The organism is Paraburkholderia bengalensis (assembly GCF_037126505.1).
Classification (GTDB): Bacteria; Pseudomonadota; Gammaproteobacteria; order Burkholderiales; family Burkholderiaceae; genus Paraburkholderia; species Paraburkholderia bengalensis.
Genome location: NZ_JACFYJ010000037.1, coordinates 41898 through 63037, shown reverse-complemented (window position 1 = coordinate 63037; position 21140 = coordinate 41898). Strand labels below are relative to the sequence as shown.

Sequence of the window (21140 nt, the reverse complement as noted above, 5' to 3'; positions counted from 1 at the left end):
TTCGCCCGTCAGCCGAACCACGCAAATTTACTTGACATCTAAACTATCAAAACCTAAAGTAAGATTGCACCTTCACGTTGGGGAGCCAACATGCGCATCGTCTGTATCGGCGGCGGTCCGGCGGGACTGTATTTCGGGTTGTTGATGAAGCGTCGCCATCCGGCGCATGAAGTGATCGTCGTCGAGCGCAATCGCCCGTATGACACGTTCGGCTGGGGCGTCGTGTTCTCCGACCAGACGCTCGGCAATCTGCGCGCCGCCGACGAAAAAAGCGCCGACATGATCCTCGACGCGTTCAATCACTGGGACGACATCGAAATCAACTTTCGCGGCGCGCAGGTGCGCTCGTCGGGACATGGCTTTTGCGGCATCGGCCGCAAGCGCCTTTTGAACATCCTGCAGGCGCGCTGCGAAGAACTGGGCGTGCAGCTGGTGTTCGAAACGCAAGTCACGAACGACGACGACTACGACGCCGACCTCATCATCGCCAGCGACGGCCTGAACAGCGCGATCCGCCAGAAGTACGCGGCCACCTATCAGCCCGACATCGACCTGCGCGACTGCCGCTTCGTGTGGCTCGGCACGAAAAAGCTGTTCGACGCGTTCACGTTCGCATTCGAAGAAACCGAATGGGGCTGGTTCCAGGCGCACGCGTACCGCTTCGACGACGAGACCTCGACGTTCATCGTCGAAACGCCCGAGCGCGTGTGGCGCGCCGCCGGTCTCGACGACATGAGCAAGGAAGACAGCATCGCGTTCTGCGAGCGCCTGTTCGCGAAGTATCTCGATGGCAACCGGCTGATTTCGAACGCGAGCCATCTGCGCGGTTCCGCGCAATGGATTCGCTTTCCGCGCGTCGTCAATCGCGAGTGGGTGCACTGGAAAACGCAGGCTGACGGCAAGCGCGTGCCCGTCGTGCTGATGGGCGACGCCGCGCATACCGCGCACTTTTCGATCGGCTCCGGCACCAAGCTCGCGCTCGAAGATGCCATCGAACTCGCCAACAGCATCGACGCGCATCCGCACGATCTCGCCGCCGCGCTCGCGCATTACACCGATGTGCGCAGCATCGGCGTGTTGCGCATCCAGAACGCCGCGCGCAATTCGACGGAATGGTTCGAGCACGTGGACCGTTACGCATCGTTCGAGCCGGAGCAATTCGCGTATTCGCTGCTGACGCGCTCGCAGCGCATTTCGCACGAAAATCTGCGCGAGCGCGATGCGACCTATCTGTCGTCGTTCGAAGACTGGCTCTCGTCGCGCGCAGGTATCGAACGCGGGCCGCAGCAGCATTCCGTGCCGCCCATGTTCACGCCGTTCAGATTGCGCGGCGTGACGTTGAAGAATCGCATCGTCGTGTCGCCGATGGCGCAGTACTCGGCCGTCGACGGCATCGCGGGCGACTATCACCTGGTGCATCTCGGCGCGCGCGCGATGGGCGGCGCCGCGCTGGTGATGACGGAGATGACCTGCGTGTCGGCGGATGCGCGCATCACGCCCGGATGTCCCGGCATGTATGCGTCCGAGCATCTCGACGCGTGGCGCCGCATCGTGCAGTTCGTGCACGCGAACAGCGACGCGAAGATCGGCATGCAGCTCGGCCACGCGGGCGCGAAGGCGTCGACGCGCGTGAGCTGGGAAGGCATCGATCAACCTTTGCCCGATGGCAACTGGCCGTTGGTCTCGGCATCGCCGCAGCAGTATCTGCGCGGCGTGAGCCAGTGGTCGCGCGAAGCGACGCACGCTGAGCTGCGAGAGATCCAGTCGCAATTCGTGCGCGCCGCGCAGATGGCGGCGCAAGCGGGCTTCGACTGGCTCGAACTGCACTGCGCACATGGCTATTTCCTGTCGAGCTTCCTGTCGCCGCTCACCAATCATCGCAGCGATGCTTATGGCGGCTCGCTCGCGAATCGGCTGCGCTATCCGCTCGAAGTGTTTGCCGCGATGCGTGAAGTGTGGCCGCACGACAAGCCGATGTCGGTGCGCATTTCGGCGCACGACTGGGTCGACGGCGGCACGACGCCCGACGATGCCGTCGAGATCGCGCGCGCCTTCAAGGCGGCGGGCGCCGACATGATCGACGTGTCGTCGGGCCAGGTCAGCAAGGACGAAAAGCCCGTGTACGGCCGCATGTTCCAGACGCCGTTTGCGGATCGCATCCGCAACGAAGCGGGCATCGCGACGATCGCTGTCGGCGCGATCTCCGAAGCGGATCACGTGAACAGCATCATCGCCGCGGGCCGCGCGGACCTGTGCGCCATCGCGCGCCCGCATCTGGCTAATCCGTCGTGGACGCTCAACGAAGCCGCGAAGATCGGCTATTTCGACGTGAACTGGCCGAAGCAATACACGGCGGCCAAGTCGCAACTCGAACGCAACTACGAACGCGAGCGCGCAATAGCCGCCGAGAATGCGCGGCTTTCGCCGCTCGAACGCGCACAGCGCGCAGAAGGAACCGTTTGATGAACACCACGCTGGCAGGAAAGCATGCCGTCGTCACGGGCGGCGGCAGCGGCATCGGCGCAGCGACGGCGCAAGCGCTGGTGCGCGCCGGCGCGCACGTCACGCTGATGGGACGCGATGCGCAACGGCTCGCCGCGCAGCGCGAAGCGCTGAGCGAACACGGCGAGATTGCCGCGTGCATCAGCGTCGATGTCGGCGACGAAAGTGCTGTCAGCAAGGCATTTTCCGATGCGGCCGCGCAGGCCGGTCCCGTCGATCTGCTCGTCAACAACGCGGGCCAGGCGCAGGCCGCGCCCTTCGCGCAAACAGACATCGCACTGTGGCAGCGCATGCTCGACGTCAACCTGACGGGCGTGTTTCTCTGCACCCGTGCGGTGTTGCCTGCGATGCTCGAACGCGGCTATGGACGCATCGTCAACGTGGCCAGCACCGCGGGACAGATCGGCTATGCGTACGTTGCTGCGTATTGCGCGGCGAAACACGGCGTGATCGGACTCACGCGTTCGCTCGCGCTGGAAGTGGCGACGAGAGGCATCACGGTCAACGCCGTGTGCCCCGGTTATACGGAAACGGAGTTGTTGCGCGCATCGCTCGACCAGATCACCGCGAAAACCTCGCGCAGCGAGCGGGAGGCGCGTGACATCCTCGTGCGCCACAACCCGCAGCGCCGTTTCGTTGCGCCCGCTGAAGTCGCCAACGCGGTGCTGTGGCTATGCATGCCCGGCGCCGAATCCATCACCGGTCAATCTGTTTCCGTTTCGGGCGGAGAAGTCACATGAGCAACACAGCCAGCAAGAAAACCGCCGAATCCGCCGACGCGAAGCCGGCGCGCAAAGGCGTCGCCAAACCTGCGGGGAACGTCGTGGACCTCGAAATGAGCACGGGCGCGGACAGTCACATGGGCTTGCGCCTATGGCTTCGCATGCTGACGACGACCAACCTCGTGCAGGCCGAATTGCGCAAGCGCCTGCGCAACGAGTTCGACACGACGCTGCCGCGCTTCGACCTGATGGCGCAACTGGAGCGTCACCCCGAAGGACTGAAGATGACGGAGCTGTCGCGACGCCTGATGGTGACGGGCGGCAACGTCACGGGCATTACCGATCAGCTCGAAAAAGAAGGGCTGGTCTCACGCGACACCGATCCGAACGATCGCCGCTCGATCAGCGTGCGCCTCACGACGGAAGGCCGCGCGCTGTTCGACCGGATGGCCATCGCGCATGAGCAATGGGTCGTCGAGATGTTCGGCGGACTCGATCTGGACGAGAAATCGCGCACGCATCAGAAGCTCGGCAAGCTCAAGCAGCATCTGCTGAACACGATCAAGGGCGAATCCACGTAACCGGACATGCGCAAGCGCGCGCGAGACAACACACAGGAGACAACGATGACCCGATCCGCTGCCGACGCCCTGCTGGCCGGCAACCGCACTATGCTCGCAGCGTACGGAGCGAAACACTTCGGCTGGTCCGTGAAGGCAGGTGTCGCGACGATCACGCTGAACCGCCCCGAGCGCAAGAACCCGCTGACGTTCGAGTCGTACGCGGAATTGCGCGACCTGTTCCGGCAACTCGCCTACGCGACGGATGTGAAAGTGGTCGTGCTGCACGGCGCGGGCGAAAACTTCTGTTCGGGCGGCGACGTGCACGACATCATCGGTCCGCTGATCGATCTCCCCATGCCCGAACTGCTGCTCTTCACGCGCATGACGGGCGATCTCGTGAAGGCGATGCGCCATTGTCCGCAGCCCCTCATCGCCGCCGTCGACGGCGTCTGCGCGGGTGCCGGCGCGATTCTCGCGATGGCTTCCGACATGCGGCTCGGCACGTCGCGCAGCAAGCTCGCGTTCCTGTTCACGCGCGTCGGGCTGGCGGGCTGCGACATGGGCGCGTGCTCGATCCTGCCGCGCATCATCGGCCAGGGTCGCGCGGCCGAACTGCTGTACACGGGCCGCTCGGCAAGCGGCGATGAAGGCTACACATGGGGCTTCTACAACCGGCTGTGCGCGCCCGAAGCGCTGCTCGAAGAAGCCACGAAACTCGCCGCCGATCTCGCGTCGGGGCCGACCTTCGCGCATGGCGTCACGAAGAAAATGCTGCACCAGGAATGGAGCATGAGCATCGACGAAGCGATCGAATCCGAAGCCCAGGCGCAGGCCATCTGCATGACGACGCGCGATTTCGAGCGCGCGTACCGCGCGTTCGCGGCGAAGTCGCGTCCCGTGTTCGAAGGAGACTGAACTTGAATCTTCCTGATCCGCACAGCGCATTGGCGTGGCCGTTCTTCGACGCGCGTCACCGCGAACTCGCCGACGGCATCGAGGCATGGGCCGCGCAGCATCTCGCACACGTGCAGCATGACGACGTCGACGGAACGTGCCGGCAACTCGTGCGCGCCCTCGGCGAAGCGGGCTGGCTGAAGTACGGCGTCGGCGGCACGCAATACGGCGGACACGGCGACACGATCGACACGCGCGCCATCTGTCTGCTGCGCGAAACGCTCGCGAAGCACGACGGCCTCGCCGATTTCGCGCTCGCGATGCAAGGGCTCGGTTCCGGCGCGATCACGCTGGCGGGCACGCATGAGCAGAGGTCGCGCTATTTGCCGCGCGTCGTAAAGGGCGAAGCGCTCGCCGCGTTCGCTTTGTCCGAGCCCGACGCCGGTTCAGATGTCGCCGCGATGTCGCTGCAGGCGCGCGCCGAAGGTGACGCGTATGTGCTCGACGGCGACAAGACCTGGATATCGAACGGCGGTATCGCGGACTTCTACGTCGTGTTCGCGCGAACGGGCGAAGCGCCGGGCGCGCGCGGCATCAGCGCGTTCATCGTCGATGCCGATACGCCCGGCTTGCAGATCGCCGAGCGCATCGACGTGATCGCGCCGCATCCGCTTGCGCGTCTGCATTTCGCGAATGCGCGCGTGCCGCGCAGCCAGATGCTCGGCGCGCCTGGCGAAGGCTTCAAGGTCGCGATGCGCACGCTCGATATTTTCCGCACGTCGGTCGCGGCGGCATCGCTGGGCTTCGCGCGTCGCGCGATGCAGGAAGGGCTCGCTCGTGCCACATCGCGCAAGATGTTCGGCCAGACGCTCGGCGATTTTCAGTTGACGCAGACGAAGCTCGCGCAGATGGCGCTGACGATCGACAGCAGCGCGCTGCTCGTCTATCGCGCCGCGTGGCTGCGCGACCAGGGCGAGAGCGTCACGCGCGAAGCGGCGCTCGCCAAATGGCACGCGAGCGAAGGCGCGCAACAGGTGATCGACGCCGCCGTGCAGTTGTGGGGCGGCATGGGCGTGCAAAGCGGCACCACCGTCGAACGGTTGTATCGCGAGATTCGCGCGCTGCGCATCTATGAAGGCGCGACGGAAGTGCAGCAGCTGATCGTTGGGCGCGATCTGCTGAAGGCGCATGCGGCCGCGCAGCAACAGGAGCGTGCATCATGAGCGCGACGTTCGACATGCCCATGCGCATCCGCTTCGCGCATTGCGATCCCGCGGGCATCGTCTATTTTCCGCAGTATCTGGTGATGACGAACATGCTCGTCGAAGAGTGGTTCAACGAGCGCCTTGCCATCGACTACGCGCACATGATCCAGACGCGCCGCATCGGCCTGCCGATCGTCAAGCTCGATTGCGAGTTCTCGCGGCCTAGCCGCATGGGCGAAACGATCACGCTGTCGCTTGGCGTGACGCGCATCGGCCGGCGCTCGATCGGCGTCGAAATCGTCGCGCACGGCGCGGGCGGAGAGCGCTTTCGCGCATCGCAGGTGCTCGTCACGACATCGCAGGAAAGCGGCCAGTCGATCGACATTCCCGACGACGTCGCCGCCGCGCTCGCGGCCTTCGCGCCGCACGCCGTTCAATCGGAGGAGCAACGCTCATGAAGAAACGACCGCTTCTGCCCGCAGGCTGGACCAAGCCGAAGGGCTATGCAAACGGCGTGGCGGCCAACGGCACGCAGGTGTACATCGCCGGACAGATCGGCTGGAACGAAGAAGCGCGCATGACGAGCGACCGCTTCGCCGAACAGGCGACACAGGCGCTGCGCAACGTGATTGCCGTGCTGCGCGAAGCGGGCGGGCGACCCGAGCATCTCGTGCGCATGACGTGGTATGTGACCGACAAGCGCGAGTACCTTGCGTCGCTGAAAGAGATCGGCCAGGCGTTCCGCGAACTGATCGGCGATTACGACATCGCGATGAGCGCCGTGCAGGTCGTCGCGCTGATCGAGGATGACGCGAAGGTTGAAATTGAAGCGACGGCTGTGATTGCTGATTAGGGATTGGGTGAATTCGCTTTTCGCGGGGTCGCCGGAGAAACCGAATGATTGGTTCCGCGATTCAACAGGTCGTGCACGGCTGCCACGAATTGGGAAAGTGCGCTTTCCCACAGTACGGGTGGCCGTTGCTTAGCTTTTTGTTTTTTGGCCCAGCCACGCTGGCGGCGGTCATCAACGCCTACGCATGGCGGAGATGGTCCCTCAAGCTTTGGGCGAACTGCACAGGGACGGCGACGATGCTGTGCGTCGCCCTTTATTTCATCACCACGATCGTCGTGGAGCGTTAGCGAACCAGGCGCGCTCACACACCCGACCACCAGGGGAGTCTCATGATGGAACCGTCAGCTCACGTCGATACCTTCGCGCGCGATCACTTGCCGCCGCAGGATCAATGGCCGGTGTTTCTGCTCGACAACCCGGACGTCGCGTATCCCGCGCGTTTGAACTGCGCGACCGAACTGCTCGATCGTGCCGTCGAGCGCGGGCATCGCGACCGGCCCGCCATCTGGTCGGATATCGACGGCAAGCCACACGCGACCACCTATGGCGCACTGCTCGCGATGGTCAATCGCAGCGCGCACGTGCTGGTCGATGAAATGGGTTTGCAGCCCGGCAATCGCGTGTTGCTGCGCGGGCCGAACACGTTGCAGATGGCCGTCGCGTTTCTCGCCGCGCTCAAGGCAGGGCTCGTCGTCGTGCCGACGATGCCGCTGCTGCGCGCGAAGGAACTGAAGCAGATCGCCGACAAGGCGCAGATCGGCGCAGCGCTGTGCGATGCGCGGCTGATAAACGAACTCGCGCGCTGCACCCGGGCAGGCGACGAGTTCTTCTGCGAAGGCCTGAAGCAGACCATGATCTTCCACGACGATGGAGCGGGTTCGCTCGAAACGCTGGCTGCATCGAAATCCGCCGATTTCAAGGCCTGCGACACAGCCGCCGACGACGTCTGCCTGATCGCCTTCACGAGCGGCACCACGGGCGCGCCCAAGGGCTGCATGCACTTTCATCGCGACGTGCTCGCGATGTGCGATCTGTTCCCGCGCCACGTACTCGAACCCACCCCCGACGACATCTTCTGCGGCACGCCGCCACTCGCTTTCACGTTCGGCCTGGGCGGACTGCTGTGCTTTCCGTTGCGCGCGGGCGCATCGACGGTGCTGATCGAAAAGCAGTCGCCTGAAACGCTGCTGCAAAACGTCGAGCGGTTTCGCGCGACCGTGATGTTCACCGCGCCGACTTTCTATCGGCAGATGGCGCCGTTGATTCCGCGCTTCGACATCGCGTCGTTGAAGAAGACCGTGTCGGCGGGCGAGGCGCTGCCCGACTCGACGCGCGCACTGTGGCGCGACGAGAGCGGCATCGAGATGATCGACGGCATCGGCGGCACCGAGATGATCCATATCTTCATTTCGTCGGCGGGTCATGACGTGCGGCCGCACGCGATCGGCAAGGCCGTGCCCGGCTACGAGATCCGGGCCGTCGATGACGACATGCAGCCCGTGCCTGCAGGCACGATCGGCAAGCTCGCCGTGCGCGGCCCGACGGGCTGCCGCTATCTCGCCGACGACCGCCAGCGCAAGTTCGTGCGCGACGGCTGGAATCTGCCCGGCGATTCCGTCTATATCGATGCCGACGGCTACGTGTTCTATCAGGCGCGCGCCGACGACATGATCGTCTCCGCGGGCTACAACATCTCCGGCCCGGAAGTCGAAAGCGTGCTGATGCAGCACAAGGCCGTCGCCGAATGCGGCGTGATCGGCGTGCCGGACGAGACCCGTGGACAGGTCGTGAAGGCCTTCGTCGTGCTCAACGCGGGGTACAGCGCGGATGAGAAACTCGTCGCGGAGTTGCAGGAATTCGTGAAGAATACCGTTGCGCCGTATAAGTACCCGCGCGTCGTCGCCTTCATCGACGCGCTGCCTCGCACCGAAACCGGCAAGCTCAAGCGGTTCGCATTGCGTGCGATGTAGCGTGCCCCGCTCCACTCGATGACGATGAACGCCGGCACGCGCAGCCCCCTTCGTCCCATCATCGAGGCACATCTGATGTCCGGTTCCTTTATCGAAGTCGCCGCCCGCGATGGCGGCCGTTTCAATGCATACGTCGCGCGTCCGGCGCAAGGATCGGGCCCCGGCCTCGTGCTGCTGCAGGAAATCTTCGGCATCAACGATTATCTGAAGCAAACGGCCGACCGCTACGCCGAAGAAGGCTACGTCGTGCTCGTGCCCGATCTGTTCTGGCGCATCCAGCCGAACGTCGTGCTCGGCTATGACGGCGACGACATGAAGCGCGCGCTCGACTTTCACGCGAAGTTCGACGTCGATCTCGGCGTGCAGGATATCGCCGCGACCATCGACGCGTTGCGCGCGCTGCCCGAACAGCAAGGCAAGGTGGGCACCGTCGGCTATTGTCTCGGCGGCAAGCTGTCGATGCTTGCGGCGGCGCGCACGGACGTCGATTGCGCCGTCAGCTACTACGGCGTGGGGCTCGAAGCGTATCTGGACGAAGCGAAGAACATTCGCTGCCCGATGGTGTTTCATTTCGCCGAAAACGATTCGTATTGTCCGCCGCCTGTGCGCGAGCAGATCGGCGCCGCGCTGCGCGCGCATCCCGACATCGGGCAGTACGTGTATGCGGGCTGCGATCACGCGTTTGCTTCGCCCTCGCGCCCGCAGTACGACAAGCCCGCCGCAATGATGGCGTACTCGCGCACGCTCGCGCTGCTGCGCAAGGTGCTCGGTCCGCTCTACGATCTGAATATGTTGTGGGAACAGCATTGCTACTTCGAGTTCGCCACGCGCGACGTCGAAGCCGTCATGCCGACGATGGTCGCGCAACCGTATGTCAACCATGTGCCGACAATGACGGGCGGCGTCGGTTACGACAACCTCAAGCGCTTCTATACGAACCACTTCGTCAACTCGAATCCGCCCGATACGAAGCTGATCCCCATTTCGCGGACCATCGGCTCGGACCGCATCGTCGACGAATTCATCTTTGCGTGCACGCATAGCTGCGAGATCGACTGGCTGCTGCCGGGCGTCGCGCCGACGGGCAAGTACTTCGAAGTGCCGATGCTGGCTGTCGTGTGCTTTCGCGGCGACAAGCTGTACAACGAGCACATCTATTGGGATCAGGCTTGCGTGCTCGTGCAGGTCGGTCTGCTCGATCCGAAGGGTTTGCCTGTCGCGGGAATCGAGAGCGCGAAGAAGTTGCTGGATGAAGCGTTGCCTTCGAATGGGTTGATGGGCGGGAAGTGGTCGGTGTGACGGCGCACGTGCGAAGCAAAGCATAGACGCCGCGCTCTTGCGCGACACACTGGTTCGAGGCAACGTATTCACAGCCGCCGACCTTCCGATGCTTCCCCCGCTCGAAGGCACCGCCCCGCGCGGCAATCGCAATACGGCATATCCGTCCATCGGGCGCTTTCTCGACGCGACCCACACGCGTCCCGCGCACGAGCGCGCACTGGCGCGCCGACAGATGTCGATTTTCCGCGCGTTCGATCGTCGTACATAGAACGGCGCCGTCCGCGCGGGAATTTCCAGTTGTCGAGCGGGACGCGCTGTGACTAGACTGAAAGGTCGCCGACAGCCATGGAGGGAACGCACGCATGACGCATAACATCGAAGGACGCACACGCTGGCTTGCACTCATCGTGCTGTGCATGGGCGTGCTGATGATCGTTCTGGACACGACGATCGTCAACGTCGCGCTGCCGTCGATTGCAGCCGATCTGGGCTTTTCCGAAACCGCGCTGGTGTGGGTCGTCAATGCGTACATGCTGACGTTCGGCGGCTTCCTGCTGCTCGGCGGGCGGCTCGGCGATCTGTACGGTCATCGCAAGCTCTTTCTCGCGGGCATTACGCTGTTCACGCTCGCGTCGCTGGCGTGCGGACTCGCCAACTCGCAGATCATGCTGGTCTGCGCGCGCGCCATTCAGGGACTGGGCGGCGCGGTCGTATCGGCTGTATCGCTGTCGCTGATCATGAATCTGTTCACCGAAGAAGGCGAGCGCGCGAAGGCAATGGGCGTCTACGGCTTCGTGTGCGCGGGCGGCGGCAGCATCGGCGTGTTGCTGGGCGGGCTGCTGACCAACCTGCTGAGCTGGCACTGGATCTTTCTCGTCAACCTCCCCATCGGCATCGCCGTGTACGCGATGTGCATCGCGCTGCTGCCGGCGGGCCGCGGGCACGCGCACGGCGAGCGGCTCGACGTGGCAGGCGCGGCGAGCGTCACGGCGTCGCTGATGCTGGCCGTCTACGCCATCGTCAACGGCAACGAGGCCGGCTGGCTGTCGGCGCAAACGCTCGGCTTGATCGTCGTCGCGCTGGCGCTGCTCGGCGCGTTTCTCGCGATCGAAGCGCGCGTCGTTCATCCGCTGATGCCGCTCAAGCTCCTCGCGCTGCGCAACGTCGCGACAGCCAACGCGGTCGGCGTGCTGTGGGCCGCCGCGATGTTCGCGTGGTTCTTCATCTCCGCGCTCTATCTGCAACGCGTGCTCGGCTACGCGCCGCTGCACGTCGGCCTCGCGTTCCTGCCGGCCAATCTGATCATGGGCTTTTTCTCGCTTGGGCTGTCGGCGCGCGTGGTGATGCGCTTCGGCATCCGACGACCGCTCGCCGCAGGCCTGTTTCTCGCTTCGCTCGGCCTGCTGCTGTTCGCGCGCGCGCCTGTTGACGGCCACTTCGTCACCGATGTGCTGCCCGGCATGGTCCTGCTCGGCATCGGTGCGGGCGTCGCGTTCAATCCGCTGCTGCTCGCCGCGATGAGCGATGTCGATCCGTCGGATTCGGGTCTCGCCTCGGGCATCGTCAACACGTCGTTCATGATGGGCGGCGCTCTTGGGCTCGCGGTGCTGGCGAGTCTCGCGGCCGCGCAATCGGCGAGCACGGGCGCGCCGCGTGCCGACACGCCCGCCGCGCTCACGAGCGGCTATCACGTGGCGTTTCTCGTCGGCGCGATCTTTGCCGCGTTGGCCGCGACGATCGGCGGCGCGTGGTTGCGGCCCGCGTGGCAAGCGGCTTCTGCGCAGCAGCGCAGCGACGGGACGTTGAAGCAGTCGATGGAGCAGTCGCCATGAACACGAACACGGATGTCGCGAGCCTGGTGCGCCGCTGCTTCGCGGCGTATCAGCACAAGGACCGCGCCGCCATCGAGGCGCTGCTCGCCGACGATTTCCATTTCACGAGTCCGCAAGACGATCATATCGACCGGCGCACGTATTTCGAGCGCTGCTGGCCGTTCAGCGAGCAGCTCGAATCCTTCCGCATCGAGAAGCTCTTTTGCGAAGGCAACGAAGCATTCGTGCGCTACGCATGCAAGCCTCTGCATCGCGCGGCGTTTCGCAATACCGAGTTCTTTCGTGTCGAGAACGGCAAGATCGTCGAGGTGCAGGTGTATTTCGGCTCGCCCGCCAACGACGTCACGGCGCCATGATCGCGCGCAGAACCGCAAGCGCGATCAAATGAACCGGGCGCCCGGCCGATAAGCTGGGTTCATGCCGAAACGAGAGTCCCTATGAACCCAGTCGGAAACCCCGCCGGAAAAGCGCTGTGGTTTATCGAAAGCCACTTTCACGGCGAGTTGTCGCTCGACGATATCGCCGCTTGCGGCTGCGTGTCGCGCTTTCATCTGTCGCGCGCGTTCGAAGCCGCGACGGGATACGCGGTGATGCGCTACGTGCGCGCGCGGCGTTTGACGGAAGCGGCGCGGCGTCTCGCGCAGGGCGCGCCGGATATTCTCGCCGTCGCCGTCGATGCGGGTTACGGCTCTCATGAGGCATTCACGCGCGCGTTTCGCGAGCAGTTCGGGCTCACGCCCGAAACGTTGCGCGCGCAAGGTCATCTCGACAACATCGCACTCGTGGAGCCGATCAAAATGGATGAATCTCTTCTTGCACAGCTCGAACCGCCGCGTTTCGTCGACGGCAACGCGTTGCTCGTCGCGGGATTGAGCGAACGCTACAACTGCGAAAGCAGCTCGGGCATTCCCGCTCAATGGCAACGTTTCAACCCGCTCTTCGGCAAGGTGCCGGGCCAGATCGGGCAGGTCGCCTACGGCGTCTGCTACAACCCCGACGACGCGGGCAACTTCGATTATCTGTGCGGCGTCGAAGTCGCCGACTTCTCCGGCCTGCCCGCCGAACTCAGCCGCGTACGGATGGCCGCGCAACGCTACGCGGTGTTCACGCACCGCGAGCACATCTCGACGATACGCCGCACGTGCAACACGATCTGGAACAAGTGGCTGCCCGAATCGGGCCACGCGCCCGCCGATGCGCCGAACTTCGAGCGCTACAGCGAGCAGTTCAATGCTGTGACGGGCATGGGCGGCGTCGAAATCTGGCTGCCGCTCAAGCGCTGAGAGCCGGGCGCGGCGTGAATCAGACCTTGCCGCCGAGCGGCGCGGCGTCGACCTCGAAGGTATCGCCTGTTTCGAAGAACGTGCCGCCTGCCACGTAATGGCAGGTGCGCATGTCGTGGTCGTCGCCGAAGTGCCAGCGGTTGTCCGAATAGACACGGCTGTCCGCGTAGCACGCGACGACCTCGGCAAGAATCAGGTCGTGGCGCTGGGCGTCGTCGGGAATCACCTTGCATTCGAACCACGCGACGCAGCCTTCCAGCATCGGCACGTCGATCTTCTGCGCGGCGAAGGTGGCGAGTTCGAGCGCCGCGAACTTGTCGATTTCGACGCCCGCATTCGATCCGACCGCGAGCGTATGGCGGGCGAACCCGCGCGTGGGCAACTGCAAGCCGAACACGCCGCTCGCTTCGACGAGTTGCCGCGTCAACGTCCTCGCGTCGATCACGACGACGACCTTGGGCGGCACGAAATCGAGCGGCATCGCCCACGACGCGGCCATCACGTTCGAGCGGCCACCGTGCGCGCTCGTGACCAGCGTCACAGGGCCGTGGTTAAGAAGGCGCGTCGCGCGCGCCAGGTCGACGGGTTGGCGGAATGCTTGCATGGGTGACCTTCGCGATATCGATCGCTTCATTCTAGCCAAGGCGGGCAAGACGCGAGTGCGCGGGGGTGAGCGGGACGCGGCATCAGGCGTGGGCGGCGGCAGACGACATCAACGAGACGCGAGCGCGCAAAAAAACGGCGGCGCCGATGCGCCGCCCACAGATCCGCATGGGGAGGAGTCAGTGCGTCGTCGGCGGCTTGCCGTGCGTGACATCGAGCGGCTTGTGCGCCTCGCCGTTCGCACCCGGGAAAAACGCGTTCCACGCCGCGCGCACGCCCTCGGCTGCCGTTGCTTCGGCGTCGATGGTTTCCGGTTCGTCCACGCGCGCGGGATCTTCGCTCAATCCGCGCCAATGCGTGAACACGAGGAGCGGCCGTTCGGTCCATCCGCCGTCCACGTATTTTGCAAATGCCGTATCTCCGCTGACCAGCTGAACCTCGTACCACCCGTCCCTGATGGGCGTGTAGTCGTCCAGCGGGAACCATGCGGTCGCTTCGATTTCCATAGTGCCGTCTCCTGTTGTGGAAGTGACTCATAGGAAGGCATTTTCATGCCTTGCGGGCAGCGCGCCCGTGCGCGGCGTCGGGCATTCGTCTGTTTCCGACCGGCAGGGAAAATGCGAACCATGAAAACCGTGCACCCTTCACCGCGACGCCATCGCCAGATTTACACACTCGCCCGCCGGCGTAAAGTGCGCCAACTCGTGCGATTTTGACGAACGTTTCTGTGCGTTCGTTCGGCGAGGGTCCCACGGCAACGGAGGCGCTCGTCGCGCGTTAGTCGCCGCGCGGCCGGATTCATGCCTTTGGATGAAGATTGAAGGCGCCGCGATCGAACGCTTCGCAGTATTCCTTCCAGTCGCTGACGACCTGCGCTTCGCATTGCGTCGCCAGCTCGATCAACGGCAGTTGCCATTTGCTGTCTTCGCCGAACGCGATCAGATCGTCGGCGATCGCGGAAGTCTGCCGCCCGCTGCTGCGAAAATGCGCCCACGCGACCAGCTCCGCCATGTTGCGCACCACCGATTCGAGCCGGGGCAGCTTGCCGTTCCAGTTGTCGAGCGCCACGCGGTCTTCCGACGGCTGCAACCCGCGCAGCACATAGGGACGCTGCTCGAAAGAAACTGCATGCAGGAAAGCCTGCGACACGACCTGGTCGCGCCTCTGGATCTCGACGACGCGTTCGGCCTCGCTGCCCCACTCCGGCTGCGGCGTGCCGACGCGCGGCGCGGTGGCGGAAGGCAGGGCCAGCTTCATGTCGAGCAGGTAGTTGCCATCTGGCGAGCCCTTGCCTTCGACAAGGATCACGTAACGATCGACGCCCAGGCTGCCCGTGCCCGCGATGCGCCGCGCGACGTCGATGGTCTGATAGAACTGCGGATTCGGCACCTGCTTTGCGAAGTCGTTCATGAACGCGACGACTTTCGCGCGCGCTTCGCCGGTGACGGGGAGCGCCTTCTTGCCGTCGACGCGCAGCGCGCGCTTTTTCGCCTTCAGCTCGGTGCGCCGGTTCAGATGATCGACGCGCGAACGCTGATGAAGGGCAGCGAACAGTTCGCCGACCATGCCTTCAGCCGTCTCCTCTTCGATCCAGCGCACTTTGCCGAAACGCAGCGCGGCCGAGTAGGCATCGATGGCCGCATGGCACAGCGCGAGCGCCTCGGCGCGGCTGAGCTTCAGGCCGTCGGCGGCGACCAGCACGCTCGACAGCAGCCTGATCATCTCGTACAGACACGGCGCGAGGCAGGCTTCGTCGAAGTCGTTGATGTCGAAATAGATCAGCCGGTTGTCGCCCTTGTAGCTGCCGAAATTCTCCAGATGCAGGTCGCCGCAGATCCACGCGCGCGGCGAGCCGTCCAGCACGGTGCCCCGCGCCAGACGCGCGTAGAACAGATGGCACGTGCCGCGCAGAAACACGAATGGCGACGTGCGCATGCGCGTGTATTTCATCGCGAGGCGATCTGGATCACGCCCTGCGTTGAAGCGGGCGATTTCGTCGGCGACATTGAGCATGCTGACCTCGTACGATTGGCGGCGATCCGGACCATTCTGCATCGGCCGCCTTTCACTTCCAAACGCACGCAATCCGCGCGCCAAGGCGGCGACCGCCTGCGTTGCAGTGCGCGGCCCGCGGCCTCATGCGCCGGCACGAGCGGTTGAGCGAACGCCGCGGCTGGCTCCATCGATTGGCGCCCGCCTGGTTCTTACGGGCGCGCGGCGTTTGCCGTATCGTGCCCGCTTGGCACACTTCACAGCGCGCATGCACAGGAGAACGACGTGGCGGAACGAGTCAACGAATACGGCCAACGGATCGGCGAGCCGATGCCGCAATGGCAACCGGCCAAAGCGCCCGGCGACCAGCCGATGACAGGCCGCTACTGCCGCCTCGAGCGGGTCGATGTCGACAAACACGCCGACGACCTGTACGACGCCTACAGCGCCGCGCCCGATGGCCGCGACTGGACGTATCTTTCCGTCGGCCCGTTCGACACGCGCGCCGCTTACCGCGAGTTTCTTTCCGCGTGCGCGGCTTCGCCCGACCCGCTGCACCACACGGTAATCGATCTCGCGACGAACAAGGCCATTGGCACGCTTTCGCTGATGCGCATCGATAAGCCGAACGGCGTGATCGAAGTCGGCTTTGTCGTGTTTTCGCAGCGTCTGCAGAAAACGCGCATGGCGACGGAAGCGATCTTCCTGCTGATGCAGCGCGTATTCGACGAACTCGGCTACCGGCGCTTCGAATGGAAATGCGATTCGCTGAACGCGCCGTCGCGCAAGGCGGCGGCGCGTTTCGGCTTCACGTTCGAAGGCGTTTTCCGCCAGGCCGTCACCTACAAGGGCCGCAACCGCGACACGGCGTGGTTCTCGATCATCGACAGCGAGTGGCCGGCGCTGCGCGCGGGGTTCGCGCAATGGCTCGACGCGGCCAACTTTGATTCGCAAGGCGTGCAGCGGCGTTCGTTGCAGTCGTGCATTGAAGCACGCCGCGGGTGACGCTTGCGGTCGAATCGGGCAAGGCTGCCGTCCTGCCGTCTTTATCCGGTGAACAGACCGGCGACAGCGCCGTCACATCATCAGGAACCGCTTTCAAGCTGCGGCGGATCGCATCGAGTTCCCCTTGCGCGACCCGCTCTTCGCTGTATTCCCCATGGCGCGCGTTTCCGCCCTTCGTGGGCTTGCTGGGAGGAAGAATCTCAGTGCGGCTTAGCCCGCGCGCCGGAAGACGCCCGTCGGATGTCCCTTATAGGTGGTCTGGCGCGTTTCGACATAGCCGCATTTCGCCGCGACCCGGCGCGACGCCACGTTGTCGGGCGCGATGATGCAGACGGTGTCGCGGCCCGGCCACGTCGCGTCGGCCCACGACAGCACGCCGCGCACGGCTTCCGTCGCGTAGCCGCGTCCATGCATCGACGGCATCAGCACCCAGCCAATCTCCGGCGCATCGCCGAGCGGCGGATCGATTTCCCGCTGGTAATCCGCGAAGCCGATCTCGCCGACAAACTGGCCGCTGTCCTTCTCGCGAATCACCCAATAGCCGTAGCCGAGCAGCGCCCAGTGTCCGACGTAGCGCAGAAGCCGCGACCAGACTTCCTCGCGGCTGAGCGGCTTGCCGCCGATAAACCGCGTGACGGTCGCGTCGGACCAAAGGGCGAGACTGTCGTCGAAGTCGTCGCGAACGTGCGGGCGAAGGAGCAGGCGGCCGGTTTCAAGCGCATGGAGAGAAGGCGTCATCGGTGCGTATCAGGAAGCGTGAGCAGCGAGGAAAGCGCAGATCATCGCAGATACGCGCGGCGAACGAAAAGCGCCGCGCGTCCGATGCCGATGTAACGCCACGATAACGCCGCAATAGCGCCCCGATAGCGCCCCGATAGCGTTCCGATAGCGGCCTGAAAAACCCCGAAACCCGCAAAACCGTTACTGACGCCCCTGCGCCATCTGCTCCATCGCAGCTTTCATTTCGTCGGGCGTCACATCGCGCTGGTGCGTCGCGACCGACCAGCGGTGGCCGAACGGATCTTCGACCTGACCGTAGCGGTCGCCCCAGAACATGTCGGTGGCGGGCATGGTTACTTTCGCGCCCGCCGCCGCCGCTTGCGCGATGGTGGCGTCGGCATCGTCGACGTACAGATGCAGCACGACGGGCGTGCCCTTCAGCGCCTTCGGACCCATCGACGCGCCGGCGCCGCAATCGGGCATTTCATCGACGAGCATCAGCGTCGAATCGCCGATCTTCAGCGACGCGTGCATCAGCTTGCCGCCGGGGCCGGGCAGCCGAACCTGCTCGATTGCATTGAACGCTTTCTTGTAGAACTCGATGGCGTCGGCCGCGCCCGCGACGATGATATGCGGAGTCAGCGTGTGCATCCCTTCGGGAATGCGCTTGACGGCTGGCGTGGACATGATGGTGTCTCCAGATGAAGAGGTTCACGAGTGAAGAAGTTTCGCCGGATTGCGAGTCTTCAAGATGACGACGAATCAGACCCGCCCGGATCGACACATGCATGAATTTTTTTCGTGCGATCGAACGGAGCGCCCGTGCCCGGCACTCACTGATCGTCAAAAACCTGCGGCGGAGCTATGCGGCACGAATCAGCCCCGTGATCGCCTCCGTGCTGCGGCTCTGCGCGAACAGCGTACGCGCCGTCCGCTGGGGATCGAGCCCGAGACTTTCGCTCGCGACACCCGTAATCAATCCGTCGAGGGAAGCCGTCGGCTTGAGGTCGCGCGCCTGGTACAGGTCGCCCTGGCGCAAGCCCGGCCAGTCGGCAACCACGCGCCCGCCCGCCACCGCGCCGCCCATCAGCATCGCGACGGACGCCGTGCCGTGATCCGTGCCGCCCGTGCCGTTGCCCGCCGCCGTGCGGCCGAACTCCGTTGCGACCAGCACCGTCGTGTTGCTCCACGCCGCGGCGAGGCCGTCGCGCAACGCGGCCAGCATCGTGTCGAGCGCCTTCAGCTGCGCCGCAAGACGCGGCATCTGCGCGCTGTGCGTGTCCCAGCCGCCCGTTTCGATCATCGCGATGCGCGGCCCGTCGTCGCGCGACAGGAAACCGGCCGCGAGCTTGCCGAGACTCGCCGGGTCCTGACGGGCGCTTGCGTCGCCCGCGAGGCCGCGCGCCGCCATCGCCGACGCCCACAGCGGACCCAGCTGCGCGTCCTGCTCGTAGAGCTGCGAGACACGCGCGAGCAGATCGTCGGGCGCTTGCGGCAGCGCGGAAGGCGCATACGACGCCACGCTCGCGCCGCCGCGCAACGCCATCGGCACGGTCGGCGCGAACGCGATCGCGTTTTCGTGCGTGGCCGCGCGGGTCGCCAGATGCGCCGGATGCGCCGGCTCCGCGCCCGGCATCATACCGACCAGCCGGTTGAGCCAGCCGTCCTTCAGCTGGTAGGCGGCCGTGCCGCCCGTCTCCAGCACGTTCTGCCCGTCGAAATGCGAGCGGTCCCGATACGGCGTCGCGACGGCGTGCACGAACAGCGCCTCGCGCTGGCCGTACATCTGCGCGACGTTGACGAGGGAAGGATGCAGCGCGAACGTGCCGTCGAGCTTCGCCGCCGCGGACGTGTCGACGGCGAGCGCGCCGCGCAGCGTCGCATAGGCCGGGTCGGCATACGGCACGACGATGTTCAGGCCGTCGGCGGCGCCGCGCTGGATCACGAACACGAAGCGCCTGTCGGTCGGCACGCGCGCGAGCACCATCTGCGGCGCGACGAGCATCGCGCCCGCGCCGGCGGCGGCGACACGCAGGAAACGGCGGCGAGTGAACATGGCTATCTCCGTTGGAAATCGGGCGACACGAGCAACAGGGCAAGCGCCGTCGACGCGCTTTCCGCGCGCGACACGGCGAGCAGCGTCGGCTCGCTCAGCGAGCCCGCCATCAGCGTCTGACCGAGCGAGCGCGCATGAGCCGGTCGCCGACGCGCGCCGCGAAGCGCTGCGCGATCTCGACGCGCCGCACGAGCGCATCGGGCGCCGCCCAGCTCGCGGCGATGTCGTCGTAACCGGCGGGCGAACCCGGCCGCCAGACCGGCTGACCGAGCTGCGTCAGAACGGGTGCCATCTGCGCGTTGGGCTGCACGCTGCCGATCTCGCGCACGCCGAGCCCACGCAGCGACGAAATGGTCCATTCCCACGGCGACTTGAACTTGACGGCGAGGGGTGACCACGCGGCCTCGCTGTCGATCAGTTCGCGATAGAGGGCGGGCAGATCGCCGCGGCTGCGCATGAACGCCGTCGCCAGCCGCTCGACGACGTCGGGCGGCGGATTGTCCGCGACGAAGTGGCGCGCGAGCCGGGTCGCGATATGCGTGGCGGTCGCGGGCGAACTCGACAGATCGTGCAGCACGGCGAGCGTCTGTGCCTCGCCCGGCTGATCGTAGCGGCGCCCCATGATGGTCCGCGTGCCCGGCTCGTGCAGTTGCGCGCGGAACACGAACGCGCCAGGCGGCGCGTGATCCGGCTGCGGGCCCTGTGCGGCGGCGATGCTCCAGCCAGTCATCGCGCGCGCGAATTCCGTCACGTCGTCTTGCGTGTAGCCGCTGCGCACGCCGAGCGTGTGCAGTTCCATGATTTCGCGCGCGAGGTTTTCGTTGAGACCGGGCTTGCGATCCGGGTTGCGCTGCGCGGCGCGCATCGCCGCGACGCTGTCGGGCCCGACGGAACGCGTCTGGTCGAGAAAGAGCTGCATCGCGGGATGACGCTCGACGGCCACCAGCATGTCCTCGAAACGGCCGAGCACGTGCGGACGGATCGCTTCCATTTCGAACGCGCCGGCGAACGGCGCGACGCGGCCTTTATCGACGGACACGGCGAAGTGATTCGACCAGAAATGCACAAGCCGCTCGATGAAAGGCGCGGGCGTCGATAGCGCGCTCGCGACGCGCGCGTTCACGGCCGAGCGGTAGGTGTCGCGCGCTTCCATCCGCGCGGCCTGGTTTGCGGCCTGCATAGTGGCCTTGCGCGCGTCGCTCGCACTGGCGGCCCCGTTTGCGGCTGCATTCGGCGCGCCGCTGGCAGGCGCCCTGCTCGCCGCTGCGCCAGGTGCCGCGCTGGCCTGATTCGCGATTGCGTTGGCCGCCGAAGTCGACGCACCCGGCGCGTTCGACGCATTGGCGATTGCCTGCTGGCGCGCTTCGGCGAGTTCGGCGGCAATGGCCAGCGACGTCGGCTGCGCGGCCCATGCGGCGGGCATCGGCTGATAGGCGTCGAACTGCGAGAGCAGCCAGTTCTTCGGGTTGGCGGGCGGCGCCTCGTCGGCGCGCGCGCCGAGACCGAACCGGTTCAGCGCTATCGCCGCCGCGCTCAACGGCGGCGCCGTCATTGCTGCGGGTGTGTTGGCCATGCTCGCTCCCGTCTCGCTCCCCGTCTGCCTGCCGGGCGGCGCACACGCTGGCGCGCCGTGTATCGATCCCGTTCGTGTGTCATCCG

Annotated in this window: 20 protein-coding genes and 1 pseudogene; 14 read left to right on the top strand and 7 right to left on the bottom strand. The window is 65.4% G+C overall.

All coding sequences use genetic code 11. The annotated features are described in order from the left end of the window. Positions 1-90: 90 nt before the first annotated feature. From H3V53_RS21790 to H3V53_RS21730, 13 genes are all read left to right on the top strand, one after another. Positions 91-2463, top strand: a complete 2373-nt coding sequence (locus H3V53_RS21790; RefSeq protein WP_336599711.1) for a bifunctional salicylyl-CoA 5-hydroxylase/oxidoreductase — start codon at positions 91-93, stop codon at positions 2461-2463. After that, positions 2463-3242 (top strand): SDR family NAD(P)-dependent oxidoreductase, encoded by a 780-nt coding sequence (locus tag H3V53_RS21785; RefSeq protein ID WP_336599710.1) that lies wholly within the window; start codon positions 2463-2465, stop codon positions 3240-3242. The genes H3V53_RS21790 and H3V53_RS21785 overlap by 1 nt, the downstream gene beginning before the upstream one ends. After that, complete coding sequence (locus H3V53_RS21780; RefSeq protein WP_336599709.1) at positions 3239-3805, top strand: MarR family winged helix-turn-helix transcriptional regulator; 567 nt, start codon at positions 3239-3241, stop codon at positions 3803-3805. The genes H3V53_RS21785 and H3V53_RS21780 overlap by 4 nt, the downstream gene beginning before the upstream one ends. A 45-nt stretch (positions 3806-3850) precedes the next feature. After that, positions 3851-4702, top strand: a complete 852-nt coding sequence (locus tag H3V53_RS21775) for an enoyl-CoA hydratase family protein (RefSeq protein ID WP_336599708.1) — start codon at positions 3851-3853, stop codon at positions 4700-4702. A gap of 2 nt (positions 4703-4704) precedes the next feature. Next, the gene (locus H3V53_RS21770) at positions 4705-5904 is read left to right on the top strand and encodes an acyl-CoA dehydrogenase family protein (protein WP_336599707.1); all 1200 of its coding nucleotides are present in this window, start codon (positions 4705-4707) and stop codon (positions 5902-5904) included. After that, complete coding sequence (locus H3V53_RS21765) at positions 5901-6344, top strand: acyl-CoA thioesterase (protein WP_336599706.1); 444 nt, start codon at positions 5901-5903, stop codon at positions 6342-6344. Before H3V53_RS21770 ends, H3V53_RS21765 begins: the two co-directional genes overlap by 4 nt. Continuing rightward, the gene (locus tag H3V53_RS21760) at positions 6341-6739 is read left to right on the top strand and encodes a Rid family hydrolase (protein WP_054923882.1); all 399 of its coding nucleotides are present in this window, start codon (positions 6341-6343) and stop codon (positions 6737-6739) included. Before H3V53_RS21765 ends, H3V53_RS21760 begins: the two co-directional genes overlap by 4 nt. A 44-nt stretch (positions 6740-6783) precedes the next feature. After that, positions 6784-7026: a hypothetical protein gene (locus H3V53_RS21755; RefSeq protein ID WP_336599705.1), complete on the top strand. Its 243-nt coding sequence runs from the start codon at positions 6784-6786 to the stop codon at positions 7024-7026. Between the two features lie 45 nt (positions 7027-7071). After that, a complete protein-coding gene (locus H3V53_RS21750) occupies positions 7072-8709 on the top strand; it encodes an AMP-binding protein (RefSeq protein WP_336599725.1) in 1638 nt (545 codons plus the stop codon). Positions 8710-8784: 75 nt separating this feature from the next. Further along, positions 8785-10008, top strand: coding sequence for a dienelactone hydrolase family protein (locus tag H3V53_RS21745; RefSeq protein WP_336599704.1), 1224 nt, complete (start codon positions 8785-8787; stop codon positions 10006-10008). A 344-nt stretch (positions 10009-10352) separates the two neighbouring features. Further along, positions 10353-11822: a DHA2 family efflux MFS transporter permease subunit gene (locus H3V53_RS21740; protein WP_336599703.1), complete on the top strand. Its 1470-nt coding sequence runs from the start codon at positions 10353-10355 to the stop codon at positions 11820-11822. Next, positions 11819-12178, top strand: a complete 360-nt coding sequence (locus tag H3V53_RS21735) for a nuclear transport factor 2 family protein (RefSeq protein WP_336599702.1) — start codon at positions 11819-11821, stop codon at positions 12176-12178. The genes H3V53_RS21740 and H3V53_RS21735 overlap by 4 nt, the downstream gene beginning before the upstream one ends. A gap of 81 nt (positions 12179-12259) precedes the next feature. Next, positions 12260-13105 (top strand): AraC family transcriptional regulator, encoded by an 846-nt coding sequence (locus tag H3V53_RS21730; RefSeq protein WP_336599701.1) that lies wholly within the window; start codon positions 12260-12262, stop codon positions 13103-13105. Positions 13106-13124: 19 nt separating this feature from the next. Here H3V53_RS21730 and H3V53_RS21725 read toward each other — a convergent pair whose 3' ends face one another. The 3 genes from H3V53_RS21725 to H3V53_RS21715 all read right to left on the bottom strand — a co-directional run bounded on the left by H3V53_RS21725 (position 13125) and on the right by H3V53_RS21715 (position 15721). Next, entirely contained in the window at positions 13125-13709 is a 585-nt protein-coding gene (locus tag H3V53_RS21725) for a flavin reductase family protein (RefSeq protein ID WP_336599700.1), read from the bottom strand. Positions 13710-13887: 178 nt separating this feature from the next. After that, complete coding sequence (locus tag H3V53_RS21720; RefSeq protein WP_054923877.1) at positions 13888-14214, bottom strand: hypothetical protein; 327 nt, start codon at positions 14212-14214, stop codon at positions 13888-13890. Between the two features lie 292 nt (positions 14215-14506). Further along, complete coding sequence (locus H3V53_RS21715) at positions 14507-15721, bottom strand: DUF2252 domain-containing protein (protein ID WP_336599699.1); 1215 nt, start codon at positions 15719-15721, stop codon at positions 14507-14509. A 264-nt stretch (positions 15722-15985) separates the two neighbouring features. Here H3V53_RS21715 and H3V53_RS21710 point away from each other — a divergent pair, with 264 nt between their 5' ends. Beyond that, positions 15986-16705: a GNAT family N-acetyltransferase gene (locus tag H3V53_RS21710; RefSeq protein ID WP_336599698.1), complete on the top strand. Its 720-nt coding sequence runs from the start codon at positions 15986-15988 to the stop codon at positions 16703-16705. Positions 16706-16915: 210 nt separating this feature from the next. On the opposite strand, the gene H3V53_RS21705 is transcribed toward H3V53_RS21710, so the two are convergent. From H3V53_RS21705 to H3V53_RS21690, 4 genes and pseudogenes are all read right to left on the bottom strand, one after another. Continuing rightward, the gene (locus H3V53_RS21705; protein WP_336599697.1) at positions 16916-17443 is read right to left on the bottom strand and encodes a GNAT family N-acetyltransferase; all 528 of its coding nucleotides are present in this window, start codon (positions 17441-17443) and stop codon (positions 16916-16918) included. A 183-nt stretch (positions 17444-17626) separates the two neighbouring features. Continuing rightward, the gene (locus H3V53_RS21700; RefSeq protein ID WP_054923874.1) at positions 17627-18112 is read right to left on the bottom strand and encodes a VOC family protein; all 486 of its coding nucleotides are present in this window, start codon (positions 18110-18112) and stop codon (positions 17627-17629) included. Between the two features lie 175 nt (positions 18113-18287). After that, positions 18288-19481 (bottom strand): DUF1501 domain-containing protein, encoded by a 1194-nt coding sequence (locus H3V53_RS21695; RefSeq protein ID WP_336599696.1) that lies wholly within the window; start codon positions 19479-19481, stop codon positions 18288-18290. Between the two features lie 2 nt (positions 19482-19483). Beyond that, a pseudogene (locus H3V53_RS21690) lies at positions 19484-21054 on the bottom strand (DUF1800 domain-containing protein). Between the last annotated feature and the right edge of the window lie 86 nt (positions 21055-21140).